Here is a 24,675-nt window from a genome sequence, read left to right as displayed (position 1 = left end):
TTTTATGACGGGGCTTTTTTATGCTATTTTGAACGTTCCATATTTGATAAAATAATATATATGGAGTAAGGAGAATTGTATGGAACAAAATTTCGTAAATTTTAACAAAGTGGGGATTATCGGCTGCGGATTTGTAGGGGCGGCCTCGGCCTTTAGCTTAATGCAAAGCGGCCTGTTTACCGAAATGGTGCTTATTGACAGCGACCAAGCCCGCGCCGAAGGCGAAGCGTTGGACATCAGCCACGGCATTCCGTTTGCCAAACCGATGGAAATTTATGCCGGCAATTATGATGATTTAAAAGACGCGGGCCTTATTATTATCACCGCCGGCGCCAACCAGAAACCCGGCGAAACCCGGTTGGATTTGGTCAAAAAGAACATCGCTATCTTTAAGTCCATCATTCCCGAAATTACCAAACGGGATTTTAAAGGCATTTTGCTCATTGTAGCCAACCCGGTGGATATTTTAACTTCCGTAGCCCTCAAGCTCAGCGGCTACGCGCCCAACCGCGTGCTGGGCTCCGGCACCGTGCTTGACACCGCCCGCTTGAAATACAACTTGGGCCAGCACTTAAACGTGGACAGCCGCAGCGTGCACGCCTTTATCATCGGCGAGCACGGCGACAGCGAAATTGCCGCTTGGAGCTGCGCCAACGTCTCGGGCATTAAGCTGGACAAATTCTGCGAAATGCGCGGGCACTTCAACCACCAGGAAGCTACCCGGAAAATTGCCGAAGATGTCAAAAACAGCGCCTACGAAATCATCGCCCGCAAGAAAGCCACCTATTACGGGATTGCCATGTCCGTCAAACGCATTTGCGAAGCCATCGTGCGCGACGAAAAATCCATCCTGCCGATTTCTGCCCAGATGAACGGGGAATACGGCATCAGCGGCGTGGCGCTCAGCTTGCCGGCCATCGTCAACAGCCAAGGGGTGGAAACCCATGTGCCTCTGCAGTTAAACGAAGAAGAAGTGTCCGCCCTTAAAAAATCGGCCGACACGCTTAAAAAAATCTTGGAAGAAAACCAAATTTAAGTTTTTCTTCTCTTATCAATACCCGCCCGCAAGGCGGGTATTTTTTTAAACGGTTTACCCCAGTGGCCCCTGCTTTGGGGCAATTTAAACTTGCCGAAAAAAATGCTTGCGCTGGAGCCGGCTCCATATTCTATACTATACACATACTGCTTCTACAGGAGATCGCCATGCAAAAATTGATGAGCTTATTAACCGGCTGTTTATTACTCTGCGCCTGCAGTGCTGTTTCTCAGCGCACGGTATCGCAGGAAGAACTGCTGGCCCTTGCCAAAGGGCATGATTTGGTGGCCGTCTTTCCGGACGGACGCGTTGAAACCTACAACGGCCGCGGCTTAGGCCCGCTGTTAAAACACCTGGAAACCGGCAATTTAAAAGGTGCCCAAATGTACGATAAGGTAACCGGGCGGGCGTCGGCCTTGCTGCTTGCCTACGGCGGTGCAGCCAGTTTGCACACGGGAATGCTTTCCAAAGAGGCCATCCCGATCTTAAAAAAGTACCACATTGCCTACACGGCCGACAAAGAGGTGGACTATATTTTAAACCGCTCCAAAACCGGCAGCTGCCCCATGGAAACGGCCGCCCGCCCCTTAGATGACGCCCAGCAGGCTTTCCCGATTTTAAAAGCGGGATTTGAGGAACTGACTTCTCAGAACTATACCGGAAAATAACCGCAAGCCCGTCCTATTATAAAGGCCTACTTCAAAGTAGGCCTTTTGACCCTTGTTTGCGCACGAAGGGCTTGCTATGATATAAATATGAGAAAAATCTTTATTTCCCTTTTTATTTTTATGTTTGCTTTTCCGGGGGCAGCGATGGCCCAGGGAAAGTCAAAAATGATCACTTCCACCGTGAAAGCAACGACGGAAAAATCCGTTTCCGGCCTCAAAAAAGTGCCGCTTGAAACTTCTCTTCCCAAACTTAAAATCGTTGCTCCCGCAGCGGGCACGCTCCGCCAGGCGCCCGTAGTTCCCAATATGACAAAAGCCGCCATTTTGGAAAAATTGCAAGAACTGCAGCAGGAAGTGAATTCCCTGCGCAAGGCCAACATTGAACTCCAAGCTTCCGCCACCAGCAATGCCATTCCTTCGGATGCCTATATTTTCCAATCCCGGGAAACGAATGACATGAGCGTCCGTTCCAATCTGTTTTCCGGTTCGGTGTTTTCCATTGAATATAATGGGAAAAAAGAAGTCTACGGGGTAGTTGCCGCCCACGCCATTGCGGGAGATCCGCTGGAAAAATACTCCCTGCACAAAACCTTCACGGCAATCATCTATAAAAACGGCTTGCAAAAGTTAGTGCCCGTGGAAGTGGTGGCCGTGTCGCCGCAAAGCATGCTGGATATTGCCTTGGTTAAATTCCCGGCCGAAATCGAGCCGCTGCTGCTTCCCTACCGCTTAGGAGACATTACCGATGAAATCAATTTAATTTCCAAAGGCTTTTCCGGCCCGGTGCCCACCGCCGTAACCAACCGGGAAATTATTGCCTGCACGCCGCTTTCCATTCGCACCACCATGCCGCTGGAACGCATGGCGCGCCCCGGCTTATGCGGAAGCGCCGTGTTAAATTCCAAAAATGAATTGGTAGGCATTCACACCGGCAGTATTTACAGCACCGCCGGGGAAGAGGCCGACATTGCCTATGCCACGCCTTCTTATTATCTTAAAAATCTGGTGGAAGCATACCACAACCCGGGCAAAGGCACGTTTCCCTTTATCGTCAATGGCCAAAAAATAGCCGATTTTGCCATTGAAGAATACGTTACCCATCTTTCTCTTTCCGACGCCAACAACCATATGCTTTGGCAGCTGCAAGTGCCTTCCAAATTGCCGTATTCTAAATTACAGGAAGCCTTGGAAAATTATCCGCAGGCCAAGTTTTTGCAGATTACCACCCGCCACGCTTCGTGGACGGAAGACGGCTATGCCTTTGTGGAAAACCGCACCAAAACCGACCGCAACAAAAAAACCACCTACACCTATGACTTGCAGGAACAAAAATTGCTGACGGCGTTTCAATCGGTCTACAACCCCACCTTCCGCCAACGCAAAACGATTAAAATCTATCCGCAGTTATAACATGCGCTTTTCATAAACCGAAACCGGCGGCCTAAACCGCCGGTTTTTTTGGGGCTTGGAAAAAGATAAAATAATCAAGATGAACCCTGTAGAAAAAGTAACCCACTATCTCGCGCAGTTTTCGCTGGAAGACCGCGTAATTACGCTGGACGCATCCAGCGCCACCGTGGCGCTGGCGGCCCAAGCGCTGGGGTGTCCGCCGGCCCTGATTGCAAAAACCCTCTCTTTCGTGTTAAAAGAAGGCGTTATTTTGCTGGTTACCGCCGGGGACGCCAAAGTGGATAACCCCAAATACAAGGCCGTATTTGGTCAAAAGCCAAAGATGCCCGCAGGGGACGAAGTGGAGGCCCTGACGGGTTTTGCCCCGGGGGGCGTATGCCCGTTTGCCGCCAAGGAGGGGGTAAAAGTGTATTTGGACGTTTCGTTAAAACGTTTTAAAACGATTTATCCCGCGGGGGGAAGCGGGAACACGGCCGTCCGCTTGACGCCCGCCGAATTGGAAACGGCCTCCCGCGCCGAAAAATGGGTGGACGTCTGCAAAAACTGGCAGGAACATACGCCCGCGGATTGAGCCCCATAAAAAGAGACGGATATACGAAAGCCGCAAAAAATTGTAAAATATAGCAGAAGTAAAAAATCTATGGAGGATGTAGCAACTATGATTAAAGTAGGTATTAACGGTTTTGGCCGCATCGGTCGCTTCGTGTTCCGCGCGGCGCAAGAACGCAATGACATTGAAATCGTCGGCATTAACGATTTGTGCCCCGTTGACTATTTGGCTTATATGCTCAAATACGATACGATGCACGGCAAATTTAACGGCACCGTGGAAGCTGATGTGGCGAACAGCCAGCTGATCGTCAACGGCAAAAAAATCCGCGTAACCGCCGAAAAAGACCCGGCCAACTTGGCTTGGGACAAAGTGGGCGCCGAATACGTCGTTGAATCCACCGGTTTGTTCCTGACCCAGGAAAAAGCGCAAGCCCACATCAAAGCCGGCGCCAAATACGTGGTTATGTCTGCTCCGTCCAAAGACGCCACCCCGATGTTCGTAGTGGGCGTCAACGAAAAAACCTACGTCAAAGGCACCCAGTTCGTATCTAACGCTTCCTGCACCACGAACTGCTTGGCTCCTATCGCCAAAGTGCTCAACGACAAATGGGGTATCAAAGAAGGCTTGATGACCACCGTACACTCCACCACCGCTACCCAGAAAACTGTAGACGGCCCGTCTATGAAAGACTGGAGAGGCGGCCGCGCCGCTTCCGGCAACATCATCCCGTCTTCTACGGGTGCCGCCAAAGCCGTAGGCAAGGTAATTCCGGAACTCAACGGCAAATTGACCGGTATGTCCATGCGCGTTCCGACCTTGGACGTCTCCGTGGTGGACTTGACCGTCAACTTGGCTAAACCGGCCAAATACGAAGACATCTGCGCCGCGATGAAAGAAGCCGCCAACGGCGAACTCAAAGGCATTTTGGGTTACACCGATGAAGCGGTGGTATCTTCCGACTTCTTGGGCTGCCCGCTTACGTCTATCTTTGATGCCAAAGCCGGTATCGCCCTGACGGATACCTTCGTGAAAGTCGTGTCTTGGTACGATAACGAAATCGGCTACTCTCACAAAGTGCTGGATTTGATCGCCCACATGGCTTCCGTCAACAAATAACTCTAACCCAGTTAGAAAAGCGGGCTCTTTTCGGAGCCCGCTTTTTTGTTGGCTATTTTTTCCAAATAATTTATAATACGGATACACCCCAGGGAGGATATATTATGAAACGTCTTTACTTTTTGTTTGCACTCGCCTGCTTTTTATTATTTCCGGCCGCGGCCTTGGCCCAGGCGCCGCAGCTGCACGTAACGGCCGAAGCCGAGGTGCGCGTTCCGCCCGACCGCGCCGCCATTACCTTTGGTCTTTTTGAAAAAACGGACAACCTGCGCCAAGGCGCCGAGCGGTTAAACACCGCTTCTTCCCAAATTTTGCAATACCTGCGCACGCGCGGCGTGGAAGAACGCTTTATTCAGGCGGATAATCTGCAAATTTTGCCGGTGTATACGGCCCCGGCGGCCAACCGCCCCGAAAAACTGCAGTACGAAATTTCCCAAACGTTTACCGTTACCCTGGAAGATCCCTCCCAATATGAAGACGTGCTGTATGCCTTATTGGAGCGGGGGGTAAACCGCATTACCAACGTTTCGTTCTATTCCACCCAGCTGCGCCGCTACCGCGACCAAGCCCGCACGCAGGCCATACGCGCCGCCTGCGAAAAAGCCCGTCTAATGGCAGAAGCGGCCGAAGTAAAATTGGGCAAGCTGACTGACCTTAGAGAAGCGGACGCCTCGGCCTTTTGGTCGCCCCGCTGGGCCAGCAACGTCAGCCAAAATGTGCTGGTGCCGGAGGCTTCCGCATCGGAAGAATCCGCCCCCGCCACGGGAATGATTTCCGTCCGCGCGGCGGTGGAACTGACGTACAAAATAAAATAACCGGGCTTAAATAATTTGCCCCGACGGTAAAAATGCGGTATAATTTATTTATGTTGAGCAAAAACTTATTTTCTTTCGTCGGAAATACTTCTTGCGCCTTGGCTGTGCAAGAAGCGGTTTTTGCGTCCGGACTGATTACCCGCCTATTTAAAAATATTTCCAAGATGATTTCCATTAAGAACATGATCGTGGAATGCGACGGGCCGTCCGGGATGATAAAATCAATGTAAAGATCTATTGCTTTTTTATAACCCCGGATTAAAAAATCCGGGGTTTTTTATTGGATTTTAATTCAAAAAACAGAGGTAAAGGAAAATGAATAAAATAACTCAAGCCGCATGGATGGGCGTCGCGTGCAGTTTCTTGGCGGCTTCGGCAAGCTATGCACAGGTGCCGGCATCTAAAAACGCGTTTCAAATTGCTAAAGCGCTTTCCGCGCAATCCGGAAGGATCATTCTCCCGGCAAAGCCGGAATTCAGCGGTTATTTGCCTGCGTTTTCGGCGGCGAAAGCCATACAGGTAAATACGGCGCAATACGCCCCGGTTTTTACAAAAATTTCCCCGCGTACGGTAAAAGTCAATAAAGAAAAATTAAAAGAAGTGTTTTTAAAGAAACAAGCGGGAAAAAATAAAAAAGACCGCATGCTGCTGGTGGCCAATATCCTGCTGCAAAAGCAAAATCTGCTGCGCGGCTACCACTTGCCGGAAGAATACTTGGAAGGGTTCTTTATGAGACGCATTTTTCCGTATCAATCGGCTCCGCATTACATAGCCGACCAAGACGCCGAGCGCATTTTATTTCGCGGCATGCTTCTTACGCCGGAAGAATTAATCCAGATCTTAAAAAAAGGATTTTCGCCCGATACTTCCAAATGGAATGCCGGAACCGACGGACGCGCAGCCATCAGCTTGTCGTCTTCCTCGGTGGAAGCCAGCCACTATATTTTCCAAAGCGGAAGCAAGAAAAACGGAATCGGCGTGGTTTTTGAAATCCGCCGCAAACCTTCTATGCTCCTGGGCGCAGACCCCGTGCTCAACCGCACCAAAACCATTTATTATTCGTACGAAGACATTGCCCCGGAGGACATTGTTAATGTGTTAGTATGGGGGGAATACGGATTAGAGAACATAAAAGACATTTTCGCAAAAGCCAAGCAAGGCAATCTCCAGCCGCACCAACGCTGGACAGGGCAATTTGGACGAATGCTCTTTTAGCATAAAAAACCCGCCTTCCGGCGGGTTTTTGTTTATTCGGAAATTTCGTCTGCCGCTTTAAACAAGTGGCTAAAGGAGAGCGACACCCCGATATACAGGTTTTCGCCCCGCTTGCCGAAATACTTGGCCTGCGCCGTGTAGAAGCTTACGAAAGGGGCTAAATACAAATTCTTATACAGCTGAACTTCCAGGCGGGCGTCGGCCGAAAATTCATAATCCAAGTCCGTCTGGTTGCTTTGGGATTCGCTTAAATAATCGCGGAAGAAAACTTCATACTTGGCCACCACGCCTTCCCGCACGGGCTGTTCTATTTTAAGGCCCGCTTCCCACGCCAGTTTGTTGGAAGTGGGGGAATACGTATAATCCCGTTCGCCCACCACCGCGGCAAACAAGCTTTTTAAATACGTGCCTTCAAACAGTTTTACACCCGCCGTGGCGCGAAGCACTTTTTTGCGGGCGGCGTCTTCCGGCTTGGTAAATTCGGTTTCATAGCCTAAATTGGCAAAAGGCCCCAGCTCAAAACCGCCTAAAAAATTAGGGATATTCCACAACCGTTGCGTATAGCCGGTCGTAAACAGGATTTGGTCGGCGCTTTCGTTGGTCAGCGTTTCGCCGTCCACCGGGCGGATTTTGGTGCGCCCGTAATCCAAAATCAGTTCGTTGCTCCACAAATAGCGGTGGGCATAATAATCGGCCGACGCATCCAAAAAGCCGCGAATGGCCGTTTGGGAATCGGCGTTCAGGCGCGCCTGCGGGAAATCTTTATATTCCGTGGCGTTTTTTACTTCGGTGGAATTAAAATCAAACGACAGCTTGGACAGTTCCACTTCCCAGCCTCGTTTAACGCCTTCCGCCCCGGCTCTTACGCCGGGCAACAACAAGATACTGAAAAATAATACACAGCAAACCAAAGTTCGTTTCATTTTGTTATCCATTTTATTTTTCCAATTTAAACCGCACGCGCAGGCGTCCGTTTTGATAATCCCAGCTAAACAGCTTAAAACGCCCTATTTCGCGGGTGTTTTGCACGTGTTTTCCGATGCAGGGGCACACGTCGTATCCGCCCACCCGCACCAGCCGCACCGTGGAAACCTGCTCCGGCAGGGAAGACAAATCTACGCTTTTTTCCGCCACGTCGCGCGGCAGTTCTTCGGCCGTTACCGGCAGCTGGCTGGCAACCACGTCGTTTACCAACGCTTCCACTTCGCGCATTTGTTCTTCGGTGGGGGCAACCGGCAGGAAATAATCACATTTGGATTTATCTTTTTCGATGTGATTGGTTTTGCTCCGGGCACAGCCAAACACTCTGACCATGGTTTGGTTTAAAATATGTTCCGCCGTGTGCATGGGGGCATAATAATCTTTTTTTGGGGAGAGTTCGGGGTTGGTAGTCATGGGTATATTGTAGCGGATTTGGGTAGTCTTTTCAACGTAAAAAATAGACGGGCGCACCAACTACCCGATGACAACGCTCTCTAAAAATAATAAAATATATGTCAGAAGGGGAAGCTGTTTGGCCCCTTACTTTAGATGTGATGATTGAGGAAGAATAAATACATTATGCCTAAGAATACAGACTTTTGCAAAATCGTCGCGACCATTGGGCCCGACACCAGCAATGAAAAAGCAATTGAACAATTAGTTTTAGCCGGGGTATCCGTGTTCCGCTGCAACTGCAGCCACGGCTCTTTGCCGGAATACCAGGAAAGAGTAACCAACATCCGCAAAATGGAAAAGAAATACAACTGCACCCTGGGTATTTTATTTGACTTGCAAGGCCCGAAGCTTCGCATCGGCACCTTTAAAGATTACCGCATTACCTTGAAAGAAGGCGACAAATTCCGCTTGGATATGAACCCGGAACCGGGCGACCAGACCCGCGTCTGCCTGCCGCACAAAGAAATTTTTGCCGCGATGAAAGACGGCTTGGAGCTCTTGCTTAACGACGGCGTCGTCCGCCTGCGCGTGGACGCCCACACCGCCGATACGGCCGACTGCACCGTCATCGCCGGCGGCGAACTGTCCAACAAAAAAGGCGTCAACGTGCCCGGCGTAAAACTGCCGCTCTCCGCGCTGACCGCCAAAGACAAAGAAGATTTGAAAATTGCCGAAATGCTGGGCGCCGATTTTATCGGTCTGTCCTTCGTACAGGAACCGGAAGACATCATTGAGCTGCGCAGCTTGATGAAATCCAAAGCCCACATCATCGCCAAGATTGAAAAACCCTCCGCCATTGAACACCTGCGCGAAATCATTGACTTGACCGACGTCATCATGGTTGCCCGCGGCGACCTGGGCGTGGAAACCAGCCCCGAATTGGTGCCGGTCTTGCAGAAGAAAATCGTTTCCGGCTGCCGCAAAGCGGGCAAACCGGTCATCGTAGCTACGCAGATGTTGGAATCCATGATTCACAACGTCATGCCCACCCGCGCCGAAGCTTCCGACGTGGCCACCGCCGTTTACGACGGTGTGGACGCGGTCATGCTCTCGGCCGAAACTGCCCAGGGCGACCACCCCTACGAAGCCGTAGCCACTATGCGCCGCATCATTGAAACGGTTGAAAAAGATCACCGCTACCGCAAAGGGCTTTCCACCTTGGAACGCAAAAACGATTCCACCAAAGAAGGCGCCATCACCTCGGCCGCCAGCTTGGTAGCCACCAATATGGATACGGCCAACGTAATCGTAACGTTCACGGACTCCGGCTCCACCACCCTGCGTGCTTCTCAACAGCGCGCCGGCGGGCTGCCGATCTTGGCCCTGACGCCTAACATCACCACGGCCCGCCAGTTGGCGGTTGTGTGGGGCGTTACGCCGATTGTGATTGAAAACCTGAAAAACTTTGACGATATGACCGCCGAAACCAAAAAAGCCGTTTTGGCGCAAAAACTCGCCAAAGAAGGCGACAACGTAGTGGTAACCGCCGGTATTCCGTTCGGAAAAGCCGGAACCACCAATATGCTTTACGTAATGAACATCTAACTTGCGTAAACTGTTTACAAATCCCCTGCCCCGGCAGGGGATTTTTTTTGCTACACTGTACAAAAGCTTATAACAGGAGGGTGCTATGCGCTTACGCAAAATGATGTTCCTTTGGGCGCTGCCGCTGGCCGCAGTGTGCTTTTGCCAGCCGCTCTGCGCGGAAAAACTGGCCGTCTATCATACCAGCGATATACACGGCTACTATTTCTCCCGCGCCGATAAATCCGGGCAGCCTCACGGCGGGTTTGCCGTTTTAGAAAACGTCCTGCTGCAAGAAAAAGAACCTTTTGTGATACTGGACTCCGGCGATTTTTCAAGCGGCAATAAAGAAGCCAACGCCTCCGACGGCCGCTACTCCGTTGAACTGATGAATGCCGCCGGCAAAACCCCTAAAAACCTATCGGGCCAAGGCTACGCCGCGCTGACCATCGGCAACCACGACAGCGACTTTGGCGCCGAAACGCTGGGCCAAATGCTGGGGGGATTTAACGGGGACGTGCTTTCCGTCAATGTAGAAGGTTTGCAAATTCCCGGCAAACAGATTCAGCCCTATAAAATTTTCAATTGGAACGGCAAAAAAGTAGCCGTCATCGGTTTTTCCATGGACGGCCCCGGCATGAGCGGTATGGAGCTTAAAAAACTTTCCGCCGCCGACTGGGAAAAACTGCTCCAAGAACTCCAAGCCGCACAGCCCGACGCCGTACTGCTGCTGGCCCACGACTCCATTGCCGACCCGCGCAAACCTTCCCAATTAATGGACGTCCTCACGGCCGCGCCGTCCGCCGCCGACACGATTGACGTATTTTTAGGCGGCCATGCCCACCTGCAGCACGCCCAGCATAAAATGGGCGACAACGGCCCGCTGTTTGTGGAAAGCGGATCGATGCTGGAAGGAGTCAGCCGCGTAGAATTGGATTTTGACGATGAAACCGGCCAATTAACCGGCGTTACGTCTTCTTATATCGCTTTAAATCCCGCAAAATGGGGGGAAAATAAAGCCGTTAAAGAAAAGCTGGATCAGATAGAGGACAAATCGCTTACGCGCGTTTTTGCCTCGGTTCCGGTCACTCTTTACAAATACCCGCAAGGGCCGGACGCCGCACCGGATGTGGCCAAAATGCTGGCCGATTATATGAAAAAATGGCTGGAACCCCAGGAAAAAGTGGATTTTGCCTTGTTCCAGCTGCCGGGCATCCGCCGCGATTTAAACCCCGGCAACCTGACGGGGCGCGACCTGGCCGAACTGCTGCCGTATACGGAATACGTGTCCACCTTCAACATTACCGGCAAAAAATTTAAGCAGGCCGTTGAGGACAGCTTAAAATGCAATCCGGACGGGAAAAATTACTCTATGTTTGCCTATTCGGACAATGTCTACATTGAATACAAATGCAAACCCGGCAACAAGAAACATCCCGTCAAGGTAACGAAACTGTTGCTTAACGGCAAAAAAATGTCCGGCCGGAAAACATACCGCGCCGCCGCGATTGGGCATATTCCGGACGGGTATTTTGAAGGAGCTCCTTTCAAAATTACCAAAAACCCGCAGAAAAAAATCTACAAAAAAACAAGCGGCGAATTGCTGTTTGACATTGTAGAACAGCTGCCGGGCCAAACACCTGCCGAAAAGCAGTTTAAAGCGCCGCAAGACCTGCGCATCAAACAAGTAAAATAAATCGAATTTGGCGCTGTTTTACGCAAAGGCCGGGCTGTTTTAAAAGCCCGGCCTTTCCTTTCTCCTTAAAACGGGAGCAAAGAGCAACCCCGATATTCCTACAGGCGTTTAGCTTCCTTTTGCCCCTTCAGCCGTATCGGCGCGCCGCGCTCCAGCCGGCCCCGGGGCCCGCCCCTGTGTTGTTCCAACCCGGCAGGATTTGTTTAGCCGGATTCGTCGTTCTTTTTTCTTGCACTTCTAAGAGGCAGGCGATTTTCGGCAGATTCTTTTTTCCTGCAAAACGCCGTCCTATCTGCTTTTTTACACATAAAAAACCCCGCGTTTAGCGCGGGGTTTTGTAAAGGATTTTCTAGCGTTATTTAGCGGCTGCGCTAATATCGCGGTTTTCTTTTTTCCAAGCCGTCATGACCAACAACACGCCGATGACGCAGGAAACGATGCAGGCGTTAAACACACCCGCCCAGCCCCAGTGTTCCAAAATGAAGGAAGCACCGCTGCCGGCTAAGAAGCCGCCCACGTAGCCGAACAATCCGCAGAAACCGCACGCTGCGGCCACGGATTCTTTGGTGGTCAGCAAGGAAATCTGCACGTTGATCAGGTTCTGCGGGCCGTCCACGAAGAAACCGAGCGCGGCGATGAAGAAACCCGTCAGGAACAGATGATCCGGGCCCGCAAACAGGTAGAACCCGTAAGCGGAAATAGCCAACAACACAAAGTAAATCACGTTGGAAGGCGTGCAGCGGCCGCCGAATACCTTAGACGTCAAGATACCGGCCGTAATACCACCCAAAGCACCCACCAAGGGGTTCAGCGTGAAGATCAGCGGAATGCTGGCTTTGGAAAGTTCGCGGGTATCCAAGAAGATAGCCGCCCACGACAACGTTACATAACGTACGAAATACACGCACAGGAACGCTACGGACAAAATCCAGATGTATTTGTTCGTAAGTACATATTTGCGAAGGAGCGTCCAATAGCTTTCGCCTTCGTTGGCTTCTTTGGTTACCAACTGCTGGCAGCCGGTGTATTCTTCCACAGGCGGCAAGCCGACGCTCGCCGGCGTATCGGTTACGCTGCGCAGAATGTAGAAAGAAGTAATCAACCCCAAAATACCGGACAGCACAAACACATACTGCCAGTGAATAAGAGGCGTTACATCCATCAGTTTCAGAATGGCCGCAGCGATAATAGCCGCAATGGAAATACCCACCGTATGGGCGGAAGCCCACAAAGTCCATTTGCTCGCTCTTTCTTTAGGAGAGAACCAATACGCGAAAATACGCGAAATCGGAGGAAATCCCATAGACTGGAAGGCCTGGTTTAACGTCCAGAACAGAACCAACAGGAAGAAAGAAGTCAAATAACCAAAGAACAGGTTAATGACGGAAGAGGCCATCAAACCAAAAGCCAAAAAAACGCGGATGTTGCTTTTGTCAGCCAACATACCGCTTACGAATTTGCCAATGCCGTACGCAATCAGCGAAATGGATACCATCAAACCGAATTGGTCGTTGGTAATACCCGTTTCCGCTTTAAATACGTGGGCAATCGGGTTCAAGTTTTGGCGGGTTACGTAGTACATGGCGTAACCGATATAGGCACTGATAAATAAGCGAAGTCTCCAGCGCTTATACTGCTTTGTAATTTCTTGAGGATCGGTAATTTTTTCCGCGGCATCGGGCAGCGGTTTAAACCAATCAATAAACTTCCGTAGCATTCAAGTCTCCTATTATATGATTAGTAATACGAACATCCTTACCACTTTATTATAACACATTTCCGGTTGCTTTTCAGAAGAAAATTACACCTTTTTTTGAATCGTTTTCAAACGACGTTTTCAGCGCGTTTTTTCTTCTGTCTTTTAACTAAAAACCCCGGCCTTAAGACCGGGGTTTAAAGTTACTGCCTGTTGGATTTATAATACCGCATTGGAGGGGAGAATAAAATCTACTCCTCTGGCTTTCGCCATGGCTTGGTATTTTTCCAACACGTGATCGATTACTTCCTGCTTGTCCGTATCAGCCGGTACTTTTTTCAGCTGCGCGGCAATTTCGGTTTCCGCTTCTTTGGTCAGCTGTTTGCCATAGATGTATTTCATCGTGGCAATGCGCACGCGGTCTAAGCGGGTCTTTTCCATCAAGCGGGTTTCAATCACGCGGACATCTGCACGGCCGACCGGATATTTGGCCATAATGCCCGTTAACGAATCATTGATCAGCTTGTTGACGCTTTCTTCCGAAGCACCCGTCGCACGAGCCTTTACAATGCTGTTGTACAAGGGTTCTACTTCGGCGCGGAACTGTTCGTACGTCAACGGATTGCCCGTAGCCAGTCTGGTGTTTTCCGGCAGGCGGCTGTAGAGTTTGCGGGCCATATCCAAGCGGTGCAAGTCTAACGCCGCTTTATCGTTGACGGAGATCATCGTCTGTTCCAGCGTTCTCAAGTCTACCCGGTAGCGGCTCATCAAGCCGTCGCCCAAGTTTTTAATCACTTCTTGGGACGCGTCATCCATTACCAGCGAGGTACCCAAGTTCGGATTTTTGGTGAGGGCAGATTCCACTTCCGAGCGCAGAATCGGATAGCTTAAAAGTTTCGGCTTCTTGGTCATCCAAATTCTGAACTGATCTTTCAAGTCTTTGGTAATCAGGCTCTTGTTCCACAGCGTGGCCAGCAACGTCGCCGCAACCGGCAGCGCCAACCCGTAGATGGCACCCTGGGCAACCGTCATGCCCGGCAAGGCGGCAATGCTATCGGACAGCATACCGTAGATAATCGTTCCCATACCGGTCAAGCGGGCCAATACGTAGATCATGGATACGGCGGCTTTCTTGTCCGCGTTTTCCGGGCGGTTCAATGCCATGGCTTGTTCCTGGTTGGCCAAGTTGGCAAAACCCAAACCGGCCAAAGCCCACAAACCGCTGCGCGTGTAGATATCCAATCCGGGGATGATAGACAGCGCACCTGCACCCACGGCAATCAAGCTGGAGAGCCCGATCAACGCCTTATCGGTAATCAATCCTCTTCCCATGGCTTTGGCGCCCAATTTGCGGCCGGCGAATACGGTTAAGTACACGGCCAAGAAAGAGGCCAACATCGCTTGTTCCGGTTTGGCGAATACTTCTTTCAGCACCGTGCCCGGGCCGGAGTTGAACACCATACCGCCGAAGTGATACAAACCTACGCGGCCGGCCATCTGCACCAGGTACTGGTTCAAATAAGATTTAGCTTTCATCCACGCCGTCGGTTTAATCGTTTCCGGCGCGACGCCTTTTTTGGCGGCTTTTTTGTTAATTAACTGTTCCAATTCCTGCTTTTGCGTACCCGTAAAGGCATACTTCAAGTTGGCACCCACCCCTTGCAGGAAGGTTTTCGTGGAGCCGTCTTTATTCTTTTCTTTGAGGGTTTCTCTGATATTGGTAATCTTCGAAGCTTTCATCAAGAGCGAAGACACCACCGGCGCCACCGCCGCTACACCAAACATAGCAGCCAAGGTGCCCAGACCCACGCCGGTACCAAACAACGCCGTGGTTACCGCGCCTACGATCGGCAGGAATAAGTAGCAGTAAATACCGCCCGCGGAAGCCCACGAGTTCAAATCCGCCACCGTAGAAGAAGCGCTGACCGGATCGTTGGCAATGGCTTTAGCAATCGGGCTGTTGGTCTGTTTGATAATACCGTTGCCGGCAATACCGTTGACCAAAATACCGCCTACCATACCGATGAACGCGGCCATAGCAGGCAACATGCCCATAGCGCCCATGGCCAAGCTGCCAGCCGAGATGCCCAACCCGACGGCCGACAAAGCCTGCCCCATATAGGCGGTGTGTTTCAAACCAAATTTGCTCTGCAAGCCGCTGATGAACGGAGCCAAAGCAGGCCCGAACTGACCGGCGGAAGAAGGCAAGTTCGTCAGGAACGAAGAAATGTTACCAAACACCTTCGTCGCAGCCGAGATGGCTTGACCGAAAGAGCTCAGCCCTTCCGAGAAAGCCGTCAATTTCAACGCCCAATCACCGGCTTTATCGGTAAAAAGGTGGAATTCAATCTGATCCGTAGCCGGGTTTTTGGCAGCCAAATCCTTCAAGACCGCAGAAACCGCGTTGGCAGATTCCATCACTTTGCCGGTGTTTCTAAAAGCCGCTTGGGCCGATTCTAAATCTTTTGCTACTAAGAACTGCTTTAATTCAGGGTTTGCTTCCAACAGGCTGCCGGGCAGAATGGTGCGCAGCGGTACGCGCACTTCCGTCAGCAGATCCATCACGGCATCTTCGCCTTTGGCGATTTCCGCTTCAAAGCGCGGCGCCAAGCGATGCGAAGACAAGGCACGGAATACCTGTTTGGTAGCGGCATTGCCGCCTTCAATCTGCACGCCCATCAAGCCTCTTACGGCGCCGGACGGAGCACGCAGCAACAGGGAACCGTTGGAATCAATGACAAACGTTTCCGAATCCAATTTGCCGACATTCAAGAAAGCTCTTTTCGTCGCTTCCGAATCAAATACGAATTTTACTTCATAATCCTGCGGGATAAAAGTGCCGGGAGCGCTTTCCAAGCTGGCCGGATACGACACTTCCAACCCGGTGATGCTGGCTTCCTGCGCGGCACGATTGGCTCTCGCCGCGGCCGCACGGTCGGCTCTGTTATGGAAGTATTGGGAAATTTTCTTAAAGACGGAAACTTTTTCGATCGGAGCAATCACGTGTTCCGGATCAAAGCTGGCTTCCAAAGTGGCAATGACGTCATTTTGCACTTTAGCCGTCAATTTTCTGTTGGAAGCCGCCAATTTTTCCAATTCCGGCTTAACCGATTCCACCCAGAGTTTCTGGAAGGCTTTATCTTCCAAAACCGGGGTTTTGCCGTATTCTTGGATATATTTGCGTTCCGCTTTTTCCAACCCGTATTGCAAGGCTTGGGAAACGGGTTTGGTATAAGAAACATTGGCGTAGCGGCTGTTTACGCGGGCAATGATGCCGCCGGGGCCTTCGCCCGTGGAGGGATCGCCCGGAACAGACGGAATGATCGTTTCACCCGCGGAAGTCGGAACCGGAGAGGCGCCGACGGACAGGTCGTTCATCGCCTGTAAACCGGCCAAGTTTAAATCCAACGAAGGGGTAAACACATCATCCGTTGCGGCTTCTTTGGCAAGACCTTCTTTCTGCACCGGGGCCGCAATAACTTTGCCTTTACCCGCATTCAAAGCCACCCAGTCTTCGGTCGCTTTGGCGGAAAAATCCAAATGGCGGACGTTCAGTTCGCTCCACGGTTTCAAAATGCGTTTGAGCTGGGAGGAAGTGTTGGCATCCAATTTAGCCGCCACGGACGGAAGCGACAGACTCAACCCTTGTTGGTTGGAATAGGACTGCAGCCCTTTCCAGAATTCGCTGGAGAGCTGTCCGTTTTCGGCAGCCATGGCCGCCATTTCTTCAAGTTCTTTATAAGCTTGTAAATTCAACAACGCGCGGCCTACGATTACTTCCGTAACGGGTTTTAAGGCCGCCGGGGTTTTGGCATAAACGTTCAGCAATAAAGCCGCATCCTTGGCCGAGCCGTAAAAACCTAAGTCCGTTACGGCCGCCATGGATCTGGACCATTTATCCAATTTTGCAAATTCCGGATTTTTAGGAGAGAGGGAGACAAGCTCTTCCAACGAAACAGAATCCGCAAAGGCAGGGCCTTCCTGCAGATTGGAAAGCAACGTGCGGCGGTAAAAATCTACCGCTAACGCCGCATGCTGTTCGCTCAACGCGAAACCGCGTTCTACTGCCACAGAGGGCAGCGTGTTTAATAACAAAAACTCCTTAACCGAGGCGGAGCGGGAGTCTACGTTAAAAATTTGGTTATATACGCTCTGCGCGTCTTGGGCCGAGAAATCCGTGCGGGCCAAAATGGCTTGGATTTCTTTCAGCGTTTTCGGCGCGGTTTGGTGCGCTTTGGTCTGCGCCAGAATTTCATGTTCCAAGCGGCCGCCAAAATCGGGGACTTTAGGCGCCGTATTTACGGAAACAGAAGCATTCGGCTTAGCCGCCGAATTGGTAACCGCCGCAGAAACGCCCTCAACAGCGGCACTGGCAGATAAAGCCTTTTTGACTGTTTGGGCGGCAGAAACGCCTGCTGCTTGTTCAAGCGTTTTGGGAAGTTGTGCTCCGGCTCCCGCAATCTCTTTGCCAGACTGCTGCAAGGCTTTTTGCGCGCCTTTCATCAGTTTGTTGGACTGAGCTAGGGAGGGAGTAATACTTCCGAAGATAAGCGAAATGCTAAGCACTAACGCTATCAGTTTATTCATATAAGTTGTCTCCAGAAAGTATAGTTTTTGGTTCTGCTTATAACCTAATGCTAACACAAAATCAATTTAGCAACAAGGGCCAAAAGGCCCATTTTTTTCTTAGGACTTTTTGACCCTTCTTTTTCGGTTTTGAAACGTCGGTAAACAGAGGTTTCCTTTTCTATTGTAACATAAAAAAAGCAACTGACAAAAAGTCTTTTTTAAAAGTCCAAAAATCTCCTGTATGATCCGTTCCCTTTGTTTGTAAGGGGGGTCTAAATAAAATAAAATAATAAAGTATGGATATTTTAATGTTGCATGGAAACATTTGGATATTCAAGACGATTTAACGTATCAACATATATGAAAATACAAGCACCGCACATTGCCTATAAATGGCTGATTTTTTCCGTAACGGCTATCGGGGTATTTATGTCTACCCTGGACGGAGGAATCGTCAACATTGCACTGCCCGTCATGGCGCACGATTTAAACGCCGGGCTGGAGCGCATTCAATGGGTCGTAAGCATCTACCTGCTGACGACCACCTGCTTCCTGCCGGTATTCGGCAAACTTTCCGATATGTACAGCCGCAAATACCTGTATCTGACGGGTTTTCTCCTTTTTGGCGTGGGTTCTTTGCTGGCGGCATTTTCCAAAAGTTTAAGTTGGATGATTTTCTCCCGCATTGTGCAAGGCCTTGGCGCCAGCGCGATGATTTCCAACTGCCAGGCCATTATCGCCAAAGCGTTTCGCGGAAAAGACCGCGGCCGCGCCTTAGGCGGCATAGGCGCCATGGTGGCGGTGGGTTTTTTGGCGGGGCCTGCCGTGGGGGGATTTTTAATTCAGCATTGGGGCTGGCAGTCGGTGTTTTGGATTAATGTGCCCATCAGCGCGCTGGGCATTTGGCGCGGCATACAAATTATCCCGCTTTTTAAGTCCAACGCAAAGGTAAAAATGGACGTCTTGGGCGCCATTTGCTTTATTTTGTTCTGTTTCTGTTTTTTGTATGCCTTAGACGAGGGCGAAAGCCAACACTGGACGTCTTTTCTGATCATCGGTTCGTTTGTGATGTCCGTCCTGTTTTTTGGCATTTTTTATATGCGTGAACGTACCTCCAAAAACCCGTTTATCGGCCTTTCCCTCTTTAAAATACAGGCCATTTCCTACGGGTGCATTGTTTCGCTTTTGGGGTTTATTGCGCTTAACTGCAACTCTATTTTGTTTCCTTTTTATATGTCCGACATTCTGCACCGCTCTCCGCTGCAAATGAGCCTGCTGATGATGCCCTTCCCCGTGGCGCTGGCCATTGCTTCGCCCGTGTCGGGCTGGCTGTCGGAGCGGTATTCGGCGCGTTTAATCACGACGGTGGGATTCGGGTTTATCATTATCGGGGCCTCTATGTTTGTAGGCATTGGCACGCACCCGTCCATCGCGTACATTATTGTGGCCCAATTGATGATGGGCACCGGCTCGGGCACCTTCCAGGCCCCCAATAATAACACGATTATCGGCGGGGCGCCAAGCGACCGGCTGGGCATGGTGGTCAGCATCAGCGCGCTGGCGCGCAATATGGGGGCGGTGATGGGGATTGCGCTGTCGGTCTTGATTTTTTCCTCGGTCAAACGCCATTACTTGGCAGCCGGCCTGGCGGGACAGGACGCTTTTATGAATGCGTATCAGGCGTCTATGGTGTTTTGCATTGTGATGGCGCTGGCGGCGGCGTACTTCTCGGCCGCGCGCGAAAAACGCAAGAAACGCAAAAAACAGCCTACGGGTTTTTATGAGTCAACAACTGCTTAACCTGCCGCGCAAGTGGCTGATTTTTACCGTTACGGCAACGGGCACCTTTATGGGCACGCTGGACGGGGGCGTCGTCAACGTGGCGCTGCCGTCTATTGCCAATCAGTTTAACGCCAACATTGAAAACATCCAGTTTATCGTTACGATTTATCTCTTGGCGGTAACGTGTTTTCTGCCGATATTCGGCAAACTTTCCGATCTCTACAGCCGCAAAAAATTATATTTGGGCGGTTTTTTTGTGTTTGGCGTCGGCAGTATTTTATGCTCGCTGGCGGGCAGCCTGCCGATGATGATTTTCGCCCGCGCGGTACAGGGGCTGGGATCGTCGGCCATGATGGCCAACTCGCAGGCCATTATCGCAAAAGCCTTCTCCGGCAAAGACCGCGGGCGCGCGCTCGGCGGCATCGGGGCCGTGGTGGCGTTGGGCTCTTTGGCGGGGCCTGCCGTAGGCGGTTTTTTAATCCAACACTTTGGCTGGCCCAGCGTGTTTTGGGTCAATTTGCCCGTCTGCGCCATTGGCATTTGGCGCGGCCTGCAAATCATTCCGCGCTTTAACCCCAAGAGCAAAATGCGTATGGATATGTGGGGGGCGGTATTCTTTTTAATTTCTTGTTTTTCCTTCTTGTATGCGCTAAACGACGGCCCGTCCAAACATTGGAATGCGCCCATTATCTTAGGCGCGTTTGCAACGGCGGCCGTGTTCTTTGGGCTATTTTATTACCGCGAAAGAGTTTCCAAAACGCCCTTTATCGGACTGTCCATTTTTAAAGTGCGCGCCATTTCCTACGGATATGCGGTGGCGGTACTGGGGTTTATGGCGGTTTTTACCAATTCCGTCTTATTCCCGTTCTACGCCGCCGATATTTTACATTTGGATCCGGTGCAAACGGGCCTGCTGATTTTGCCGTTCCCGGTGGCGCTGGCGCTTTCGTCGCCGATCAGCGGGCTGCTGTCCGAAAAATATCCGGCCCGCCTGATTACGACCATTGGGCTGGGGCTGGTGATTGCAGGCACCCTGATGTTCTCGTTTATGGACGGGGAAACGTCCTTCTTCTACATTGCGCTGGCACAGCTGATTGCAGGCTGCGGCTCGGGCACTTTCCAGGTGCCTAACAACAATACCGTCATCAGCGCGGCGCCCAAAAACAAGTTGGGCATCGTCTCCAGCGTAAATGCGCTGGCCAGAAACGCCGGAATGATTATGGGCATTGCCCTTTCCGTGGCGGTATATGCGGCGGTGCAAAATCTTTTTATCAGCCGGGGAGCGGCCCCCGACGCCGCCTTTTTGCACGGCTATCAGGCCGCCATGTGGTTTGGCGCGGCGGTGGCGCTGGCGGGGGGAATTCTATCGGCCAAGCGGGATTAAAGCGGCAAAATTTGTGCATAAAAAAACCCCGCCAAACGGCGGGGTTTTTGCAAATCAAAGTCATCCGGCAAATTAATAGTTTTCCGGGTGAATCATGAAATAAGCCTGCGGGTGGGCGCACACGGGGCACACTTCGGGGGCTTTTTCGCCGATGTGAATGTGACCGCAGTTGGCGCATTCCCACATGACGATGCCGGCTTTTTTGAATACTTCCTGCGTTTCTACATTGTGCAGGAGCTTGCGGTAGCGTTCTTCGTGCATTTTTTCAATTTTGCCCACGGCTTCAAACAGATAGGCCAGTTTGTCAAAGCCTTCTTCTTTGGCTTCTTTGGCAAAAGTGGCATACATATCCGTCCATTCATAGTTTTCGCCGTTGGCGGCATCCAACAGGTTTTCGGCCGTGGTCGGAATGTCGTTATCGTGCAAGGCTTTGAACCACAATTTGGCGTGTTCGCGTTCGTTGCCGGCGGTTTGTTCAAAAATTTTGCTGATTTGCACAAAGCCTTCTTTTTTGGCTTTGGAAGCATAATAGGTGTATTTATTGGTAGCTTGCGATTCACCCGCAAAAGCCGCCATTAAGTTTTTTTCGGTTTTAGATCCTTTGAGTTCCATAGTTTCTCCTGTTTTCTTACCCATAAGCGCCTTATTTCTTGGCTTGGCACTTTTTACAAATTCCGCGAAGCTGCAAATTAACCTGCTTTACTTCGCCCATTTCCCGCGCCGCGCGAGGCAGCGGCAGGGGCGCGTCGCCCGTTTGCGGGAAGATATCGTACACTTCGCCGCAGCGGGTGCAGACAAAGTGGCAGTGGGGACGCAAATCCCCGTCAAAGCGGGCCTTGGACGAAAGCCCTACCCGCATCAGTAAATCCATATCCTCCAGCGAGGCCAACGTGCGGTACACCGTATCCAGCGACACATTGGGCAGGGTCTTGCGCACGGACTGGAAAACTTTTTCCGCACTGGGGTGCTCGCACGACTGCGCCACCGTGCAAAAAATTTCCCGCCGCTGCTCGGTAACGCGCAGGCCTTTTGCCCGGCATTGCGCTTCAAAGCGGTTTAGCCGTTTCTGAAGTTCTTCTTTTTGTTCGTTTAGTTGGAGGTTCATATTATTAATAATAATTCTTAATAAAAGTATATCATATTTTGCGAACAAAAAAACCGGATTTTTTTCAGATTTTATTTTTCGTTTCTTTATCATACCATAAAACAAGCAACAAGACCGCCAAAAGGCGCCTTTTCAAAATGTTATAATAACCGTAGTCGTACAATTGCAGGAGGGAATATGAAATTTGATTGTTATTTGCCAACTAAAATTTTATTTGGCGCCGGCCGCTTAAACGATTTGGCCACCGCCAAACTGCCGGGCAAAAAAGCCCTGATTGTGATTTCGGCCGGTACGTCCATGCGCAAGTACGGGTATTTGGAACGGGTTCAAAAATTATTGGCGCAGCAAGGCGTAGAGAGCGTGGTGTTTGACAAAATTCTGCCCAACCCCATTTTGGCCCACGTCACAGAAGGCGCGGAGCTGGCCCGCAAGGAAGGATGTGATTTTGTAATCGGCCTGGGCGGGGGAAGCAGCATTGATTCCTCCAAATCCATTGCCGTGATGGCCAAAAACCCCGGCAATTATTGGGATTATATCAGCGCCGGCTCCGGCAAAGGCAAATTCCCCAAAGAAGGGGCTCTGCCCATTGTGGCCATTACCACCACGGCCGGCACCGGTACGGAAGCCGACCCGTGGACGGTGATTACCAACGGGCCCGAAAAAATCGGCACCGGATGGGATTTTACGTTTCCGACGCTTTCCATTGTAGACCCGGAACTGATGACCTCCGTTCCGCCGCATTTGACCGCTTACCAAGGGTTTGACACGCTGTTTCACTGCACGGAAGGGTATATTGCCAACATCGCTACGCCCGTTTCCGACGCGCTTGCCTTGAAAGCCATTGAACTGATTGCCAAATACCTGCCGCGCGCCGTAAAAGACGGCAACGACCTGGAAGCGCGCGCCAACGTGGCACTGGCCAACACGCTGGGCGGCATGGTGGAAACCTTTTCCTCCTGCACCAGTGAACACTCGCTGGAGCACGCCTTAAGCGCCTATTACCCCAAATTGCCGCACGGGGCGGGGCTGATTATGATCTCGCTGCCGTACTACAAGTTCTTCCTGGGCAAAGTGGCCGACGAACGCTACGCCAATATGGCGCAGGCGATGGGCGAGGACGTCCGCTCCCTGCCGGCCGAAAAGCGCGCCCAAGCGTTTATTGCCGCACTGGAAAAACTGCAAAAAGCCTGCGGCGTGGACAACCTGAAAATGAGCGACTACGGCGTAAAAGCCGACGAAATGGACAAGCTGGCCACCACCGCCAAAGAAACAATGGGCGGGTTATTTACGCTGGACGTTCATTCGTTGACGCACGAAGAAGCCATCCAAATTATGAAAGAAGCTTACAAATAGCTCCCTTCTTTATTAAAAAGCCAGGCCTTGCGGGCCTGGCTTTTTTATGCTGAGCAAGAATCAATTTCACCAAGCGGAAACAGGCCTTTTTTGCTATTCTATATTTATGAACACCCCGCAAGACTTCAAAAACACGGTTTTTCATACCGCTATCATCGGGGCGGGCGCCTCGGGCCTGATGTGCGCGGGGTCGTTTGCCCAGTCCAAAATTTTAATTGACCGCAACGCCAAATTCGGCGTAAAAGTGGGCGTGAGCGGCGGGGGAAACTGCAACTTCTCCAACCGTTTTGTTTCCGCGGCCGATTACCTGAGCCAAAATAAACACTTCTGCAAAAATGCCTTGGCGGCTTTTACGCCGCAGGATTTTGTGGACTTGCTGCACGCGGAGCATCTTCCCTTTGAAGAACGCGCCGACGGACAGTTGTTTTCGTTTGGCGCCGTGCCGATTGTGCAAATGCTGGTGCGCCGTGCCAAAGCCGCCGGCACGCAGTTTTTGCCCAACACCCAAGCCTTGGACGTACGCTTGGAAAACGGCCTGTTTACCGTCGTTACCTCGGAAGGCCCTGTTCGGGCACAGCACGTGGTGCTGGCCTGCGGGGGGCTTTCGTTTCCGGCGCTGGGGGCGTCCAACTTTGGGTTTAAAATGGCGCAGAAATTTGGGCTCCCTGTCGTGGAAACACGCCCCGCGCTGGTAGGGCTTACGTTTCCTAAGCCGCTGCAAGCCCGGTTCCGTCAACTGGCGGGCAGCAGTCTGTCAGCGGTCGTTTCCTGCGGTAAGCACGCGTTTGAAGGGCAGCTGCTGTTTACGCACGAGGGCGTCAGCGGCCCGGCCGTGCTGCAAGCCTCGCTTTACTGGACACCCGGCCAAAGCGTGCAAATTGACTTTTTGCCGCACATTAATGCGCTGGAATACCTGCATGCGCAGAAGAACAAAGTTCATTCCTTTGCCGCGGCCCTGCACGGAAAATTATCCGCCAAAACGGCCAAAACGCTCTTAGCCCCGTGGGAGGGGGATTTGCCCAACGCACCCCGTCCGCAGCTGCAAGCCGCCGCCCAAGCGTTAAACCATTTTACCTTTGTGCCCGCCGGTACCGCCGGCTACACCCGCGCCGAAGTAACTGCCGGAGGGGTGGACACCCGGGCGATCAATCCCACTACGCTGGAAGCCCGCGACGTGCCGGGACTGTATGTGATAGGAGAGTTGTTGGACGTTACCGGCCGGCTGGGGGGATTTAATTTGCAATGGGCGTGGAGCAGCGGTTTTGCCGCCGCCAAGGCGCTTGAAAAACTTTTTTAATTTTCGCGCGCACGTACGC

Annotated in this window: 19 protein-coding genes; 13 read left to right on the top strand and 6 right to left on the bottom strand. The window is 51.5% G+C overall.

The annotated features are described in order from the left end of the window. Positions 1-79: 79 nt before the first annotated feature. The 7 genes from B5F75_RS02895 (at position 80) to B5F75_RS02860 (ending at position 6,813) form a co-directional block, all read left to right on the top strand. On the top strand, positions 80-1,036 hold the full coding sequence (locus tag B5F75_RS02895; RefSeq protein WP_087287695.1) for an L-lactate dehydrogenase: 957 nt from the start codon (positions 80-82) through the stop codon (positions 1,034-1,036). Between the two features lie 167 nt (positions 1,037-1,203). Then, positions 1,204-1,704 (top strand): DUF1893 domain-containing protein, encoded by a 501-nt coding sequence (locus B5F75_RS02890; protein WP_087287691.1) that lies wholly within the window; start codon positions 1,204-1,206, stop codon positions 1,702-1,704. A gap of 87 nt (positions 1,705-1,791) precedes the next feature. Then, positions 1,792-3,114, top strand: coding sequence for a S1 family serine peptidase (locus B5F75_RS02885; RefSeq protein ID WP_087287688.1), 1,323 nt, complete (start codon positions 1,792-1,794; stop codon positions 3,112-3,114). A 79-nt stretch (positions 3,115-3,193) separates the two neighbouring features. Then, complete coding sequence (locus B5F75_RS02880) at positions 3,194-3,685, top strand: YbaK/EbsC family protein (RefSeq protein WP_087288286.1); 492 nt, start codon at positions 3,194-3,196, stop codon at positions 3,683-3,685. Positions 3,686-3,772: 87 nt separating this feature from the next. After that, a complete protein-coding gene (gene gap / locus B5F75_RS02875) occupies positions 3,773-4,783 on the top strand; it encodes a type I glyceraldehyde-3-phosphate dehydrogenase (RefSeq protein WP_087287685.1) in 1,011 nt (336 codons plus the stop codon). Positions 4,784-4,887: 104 nt separating this feature from the next. Continuing rightward, positions 4,888-5,598 (top strand): SIMPL domain-containing protein, encoded by a 711-nt coding sequence (locus B5F75_RS02870; RefSeq protein ID WP_087287683.1) that lies wholly within the window; start codon positions 4,888-4,890, stop codon positions 5,596-5,598. Between the two features lie 315 nt (positions 5,599-5,913). Further along, the gene (locus B5F75_RS02860; protein WP_143351235.1) at positions 5,914-6,813 is read left to right on the top strand and encodes a hypothetical protein; all 900 of its coding nucleotides are present in this window, start codon (positions 5,914-5,916) and stop codon (positions 6,811-6,813) included. 32 nt (positions 6,814-6,845) lie between these two features. Here the strand turns inward: B5F75_RS02860 and B5F75_RS02855 are convergent, their stop codons facing one another. Both B5F75_RS02855 and B5F75_RS02850 read right to left on the bottom strand, forming a co-directional pair. Next, positions 6,846-7,736, bottom strand: a complete 891-nt coding sequence (locus B5F75_RS02855) for a DUF3078 domain-containing protein (RefSeq protein WP_143351234.1) — start codon at positions 7,734-7,736, stop codon at positions 6,846-6,848. A 13-nt stretch (positions 7,737-7,749) separates the two neighbouring features. Then, a complete protein-coding gene (locus B5F75_RS02850) occupies positions 7,750-8,208 on the bottom strand; it encodes an alanyl-tRNA editing protein (protein WP_087287672.1) in 459 nt (152 codons plus the stop codon). Positions 8,209-8,373: 165 nt separating this feature from the next. Here B5F75_RS02850 and pyk point away from each other — a divergent pair, with 165 nt between their 5' ends. Both pyk and B5F75_RS02840 read left to right on the top strand, forming a co-directional pair. Next, entirely contained in the window at positions 8,374-9,795 is a 1,422-nt protein-coding gene (gene pyk / locus B5F75_RS02845) for a pyruvate kinase (protein ID WP_087287670.1), read from the top strand. Positions 9,796-9,880: 85 nt separating this feature from the next. Beyond that, positions 9,881-11,470: a bifunctional metallophosphatase/5'-nucleotidase gene (locus B5F75_RS02840; protein ID WP_087287667.1), complete on the top strand. Its 1,590-nt coding sequence runs from the start codon at positions 9,881-9,883 to the stop codon at positions 11,468-11,470. A gap of 355 nt (positions 11,471-11,825) precedes the next feature. On the opposite strand, the gene B5F75_RS02835 is transcribed toward B5F75_RS02840, so the two are convergent. Both B5F75_RS02835 and B5F75_RS02830 read right to left on the bottom strand, forming a co-directional pair. Further along, complete coding sequence (locus tag B5F75_RS02835) at positions 11,826-13,187, bottom strand: MFS transporter (protein WP_087287664.1); 1,362 nt, start codon at positions 13,185-13,187, stop codon at positions 11,826-11,828. A gap of 198 nt (positions 13,188-13,385) precedes the next feature. Beyond that, positions 13,386-17,753 carry an MFS transporter gene (locus B5F75_RS02830; RefSeq protein ID WP_087287660.1) on the bottom strand — a complete coding sequence of 1,456 codons (4,368 nt, stop codon included), beginning with the start codon at positions 17,751-17,753 and terminating at the stop codon, positions 13,386-13,388. Positions 17,754-18,095: 342 nt separating this feature from the next. Between B5F75_RS02830 and B5F75_RS02825 the strand changes: the two genes are divergently transcribed. Further along, complete coding sequence (locus B5F75_RS02825) at positions 18,096-19,535, top strand: MFS transporter (protein WP_158093757.1); 1,440 nt, start codon at positions 18,096-18,098, stop codon at positions 19,533-19,535. Then, the gene (locus B5F75_RS02820; protein WP_087287654.1) at positions 19,516-20,901 is read left to right on the top strand and encodes an MFS transporter; all 1,386 of its coding nucleotides are present in this window, start codon (positions 19,516-19,518) and stop codon (positions 20,899-20,901) included. Before B5F75_RS02825 ends, B5F75_RS02820 begins: the two co-directional genes overlap by 20 nt. 72 nt (positions 20,902-20,973) lie before the next feature. On the opposite strand, the gene rbr is transcribed toward B5F75_RS02820, so the two are convergent. Together rbr and B5F75_RS02810 are read right to left on the bottom strand one after the other, a co-directional pair. Further along, a complete protein-coding gene (rbr, locus tag B5F75_RS02815) occupies positions 20,974-21,513 on the bottom strand; it encodes a rubrerythrin (RefSeq protein ID WP_087287650.1) in 540 nt (179 codons plus the stop codon). A gap of 31 nt (positions 21,514-21,544) precedes the next feature. Then, positions 21,545-22,006: a Fur family transcriptional regulator gene (locus B5F75_RS02810; protein ID WP_158093756.1), complete on the bottom strand. Its 462-nt coding sequence runs from the start codon at positions 22,004-22,006 to the stop codon at positions 21,545-21,547. Positions 22,007-22,183: 177 nt separating this feature from the next. On the opposite strand from B5F75_RS02810, the gene B5F75_RS02805 reads away from it, so the two are divergent. Both B5F75_RS02805 and B5F75_RS02800 read left to right on the top strand, forming a co-directional pair. After that, positions 22,184-23,359 (top strand): iron-containing alcohol dehydrogenase, encoded by a 1,176-nt coding sequence (locus tag B5F75_RS02805; RefSeq protein WP_087287644.1) that lies wholly within the window; start codon positions 22,184-22,186, stop codon positions 23,357-23,359. A 106-nt stretch (positions 23,360-23,465) separates the two neighbouring features. Continuing rightward, positions 23,466-24,656 (top strand): BaiN/RdsA family NAD(P)/FAD-dependent oxidoreductase, encoded by a 1,191-nt coding sequence (locus B5F75_RS02800; protein WP_158093755.1) that lies wholly within the window; start codon positions 23,466-23,468, stop codon positions 24,654-24,656. Positions 24,657-24,675 lie beyond the last annotated feature (19 nt).

Origin of the sequence: Elusimicrobium sp. An273, assembly GCF_002159705.1 — a bacterium.
Lineage (GTDB): Bacteria > Elusimicrobiota > Elusimicrobia > Elusimicrobiales > Elusimicrobiaceae > Avelusimicrobium > Avelusimicrobium gallicola.
Note: the sequence above shows the minus strand (reverse complement) of the source record. Positions and strands in the feature narration are given on the sequence as shown.

Bases quoted from the DNA above. Each gene is read 5' to 3' on its own strand.
- rbr (WP_087287650.1), bottom strand. From the start codon at position 21,513: ATGGAACTCAAAGGATCTAAAACCGAAAAAAACTTAATGGCGGCTTTT.
- B5F75_RS02895 (WP_087287695.1), top strand. From the start codon at position 80: ATGGAACAAAATTTCGTAAATTTTAACAAAGTGGGGATTATCGGCTGC.
- B5F75_RS02885 (WP_087287688.1), top strand. From the start codon at position 1,792: ATGAGAAAAATCTTTATTTCCCTTTTTATTTTTATGTTTGCTTTTCCG.
- gap (WP_087287685.1), top strand. From the start codon at position 3,773: ATGATTAAAGTAGGTATTAACGGTTTTGGCCGCATCGGTCGCTTCGTG.
- B5F75_RS02825 (WP_158093757.1), top strand. From the start codon at position 18,096: ATGAAAATACAAGCACCGCACATTGCCTATAAATGGCTGATTTTTTCC.
- B5F75_RS02835 (WP_087287664.1), bottom strand. From the start codon at position 13,187: ATGCTACGGAAGTTTATTGATTGGTTTAAACCGCTGCCCGATGCCGCG.
- pyk (WP_087287670.1), top strand. From the start codon at position 8,374: ATGCCTAAGAATACAGACTTTTGCAAAATCGTCGCGACCATTGGGCCC.
- B5F75_RS02855 (WP_143351234.1), bottom strand. From the start codon at position 7,736: ATGAAACGAACTTTGGTTTGCTGTGTATTATTTTTCAGTATCTTGTTG.
- B5F75_RS02820 (WP_087287654.1), top strand. From the start codon at position 19,516: ATGAGTCAACAACTGCTTAACCTGCCGCGCAAGTGGCTGATTTTTACC.
- B5F75_RS02830 (WP_087287660.1), bottom strand. From the start codon at position 17,753: ATGAATAAACTGATAGCGTTAGTGCTTAGCATTTCGCTTATCTTCGGA.
- B5F75_RS02850 (WP_087287672.1), bottom strand. From the start codon at position 8,208: ATGACTACCAACCCCGAACTCTCCCCAAAAAAAGATTATTATGCCCCC.
- B5F75_RS02890 (WP_087287691.1), top strand. From the start codon at position 1,204: ATGCAAAAATTGATGAGCTTATTAACCGGCTGTTTATTACTCTGCGCC.
- B5F75_RS02860 (WP_143351235.1), top strand. From the start codon at position 5,914: ATGAATAAAATAACTCAAGCCGCATGGATGGGCGTCGCGTGCAGTTTC.
- B5F75_RS02880 (WP_087288286.1), top strand. From the start codon at position 3,194: ATGAACCCTGTAGAAAAAGTAACCCACTATCTCGCGCAGTTTTCGCTG.
- B5F75_RS02840 (WP_087287667.1), top strand. From the start codon at position 9,881: ATGCGCTTACGCAAAATGATGTTCCTTTGGGCGCTGCCGCTGGCCGCA.
- B5F75_RS02800 (WP_158093755.1), top strand. From the start codon at position 23,466: ATGAACACCCCGCAAGACTTCAAAAACACGGTTTTTCATACCGCTATC.
- B5F75_RS02805 (WP_087287644.1), top strand. From the start codon at position 22,184: ATGAAATTTGATTGTTATTTGCCAACTAAAATTTTATTTGGCGCCGGC.
- B5F75_RS02810 (WP_158093756.1), bottom strand. From the start codon at position 22,006: ATGAACCTCCAACTAAACGAACAAAAAGAAGAACTTCAGAAACGGCTA.
- B5F75_RS02870 (WP_087287683.1), top strand. From the start codon at position 4,888: ATGAAACGTCTTTACTTTTTGTTTGCACTCGCCTGCTTTTTATTATTT.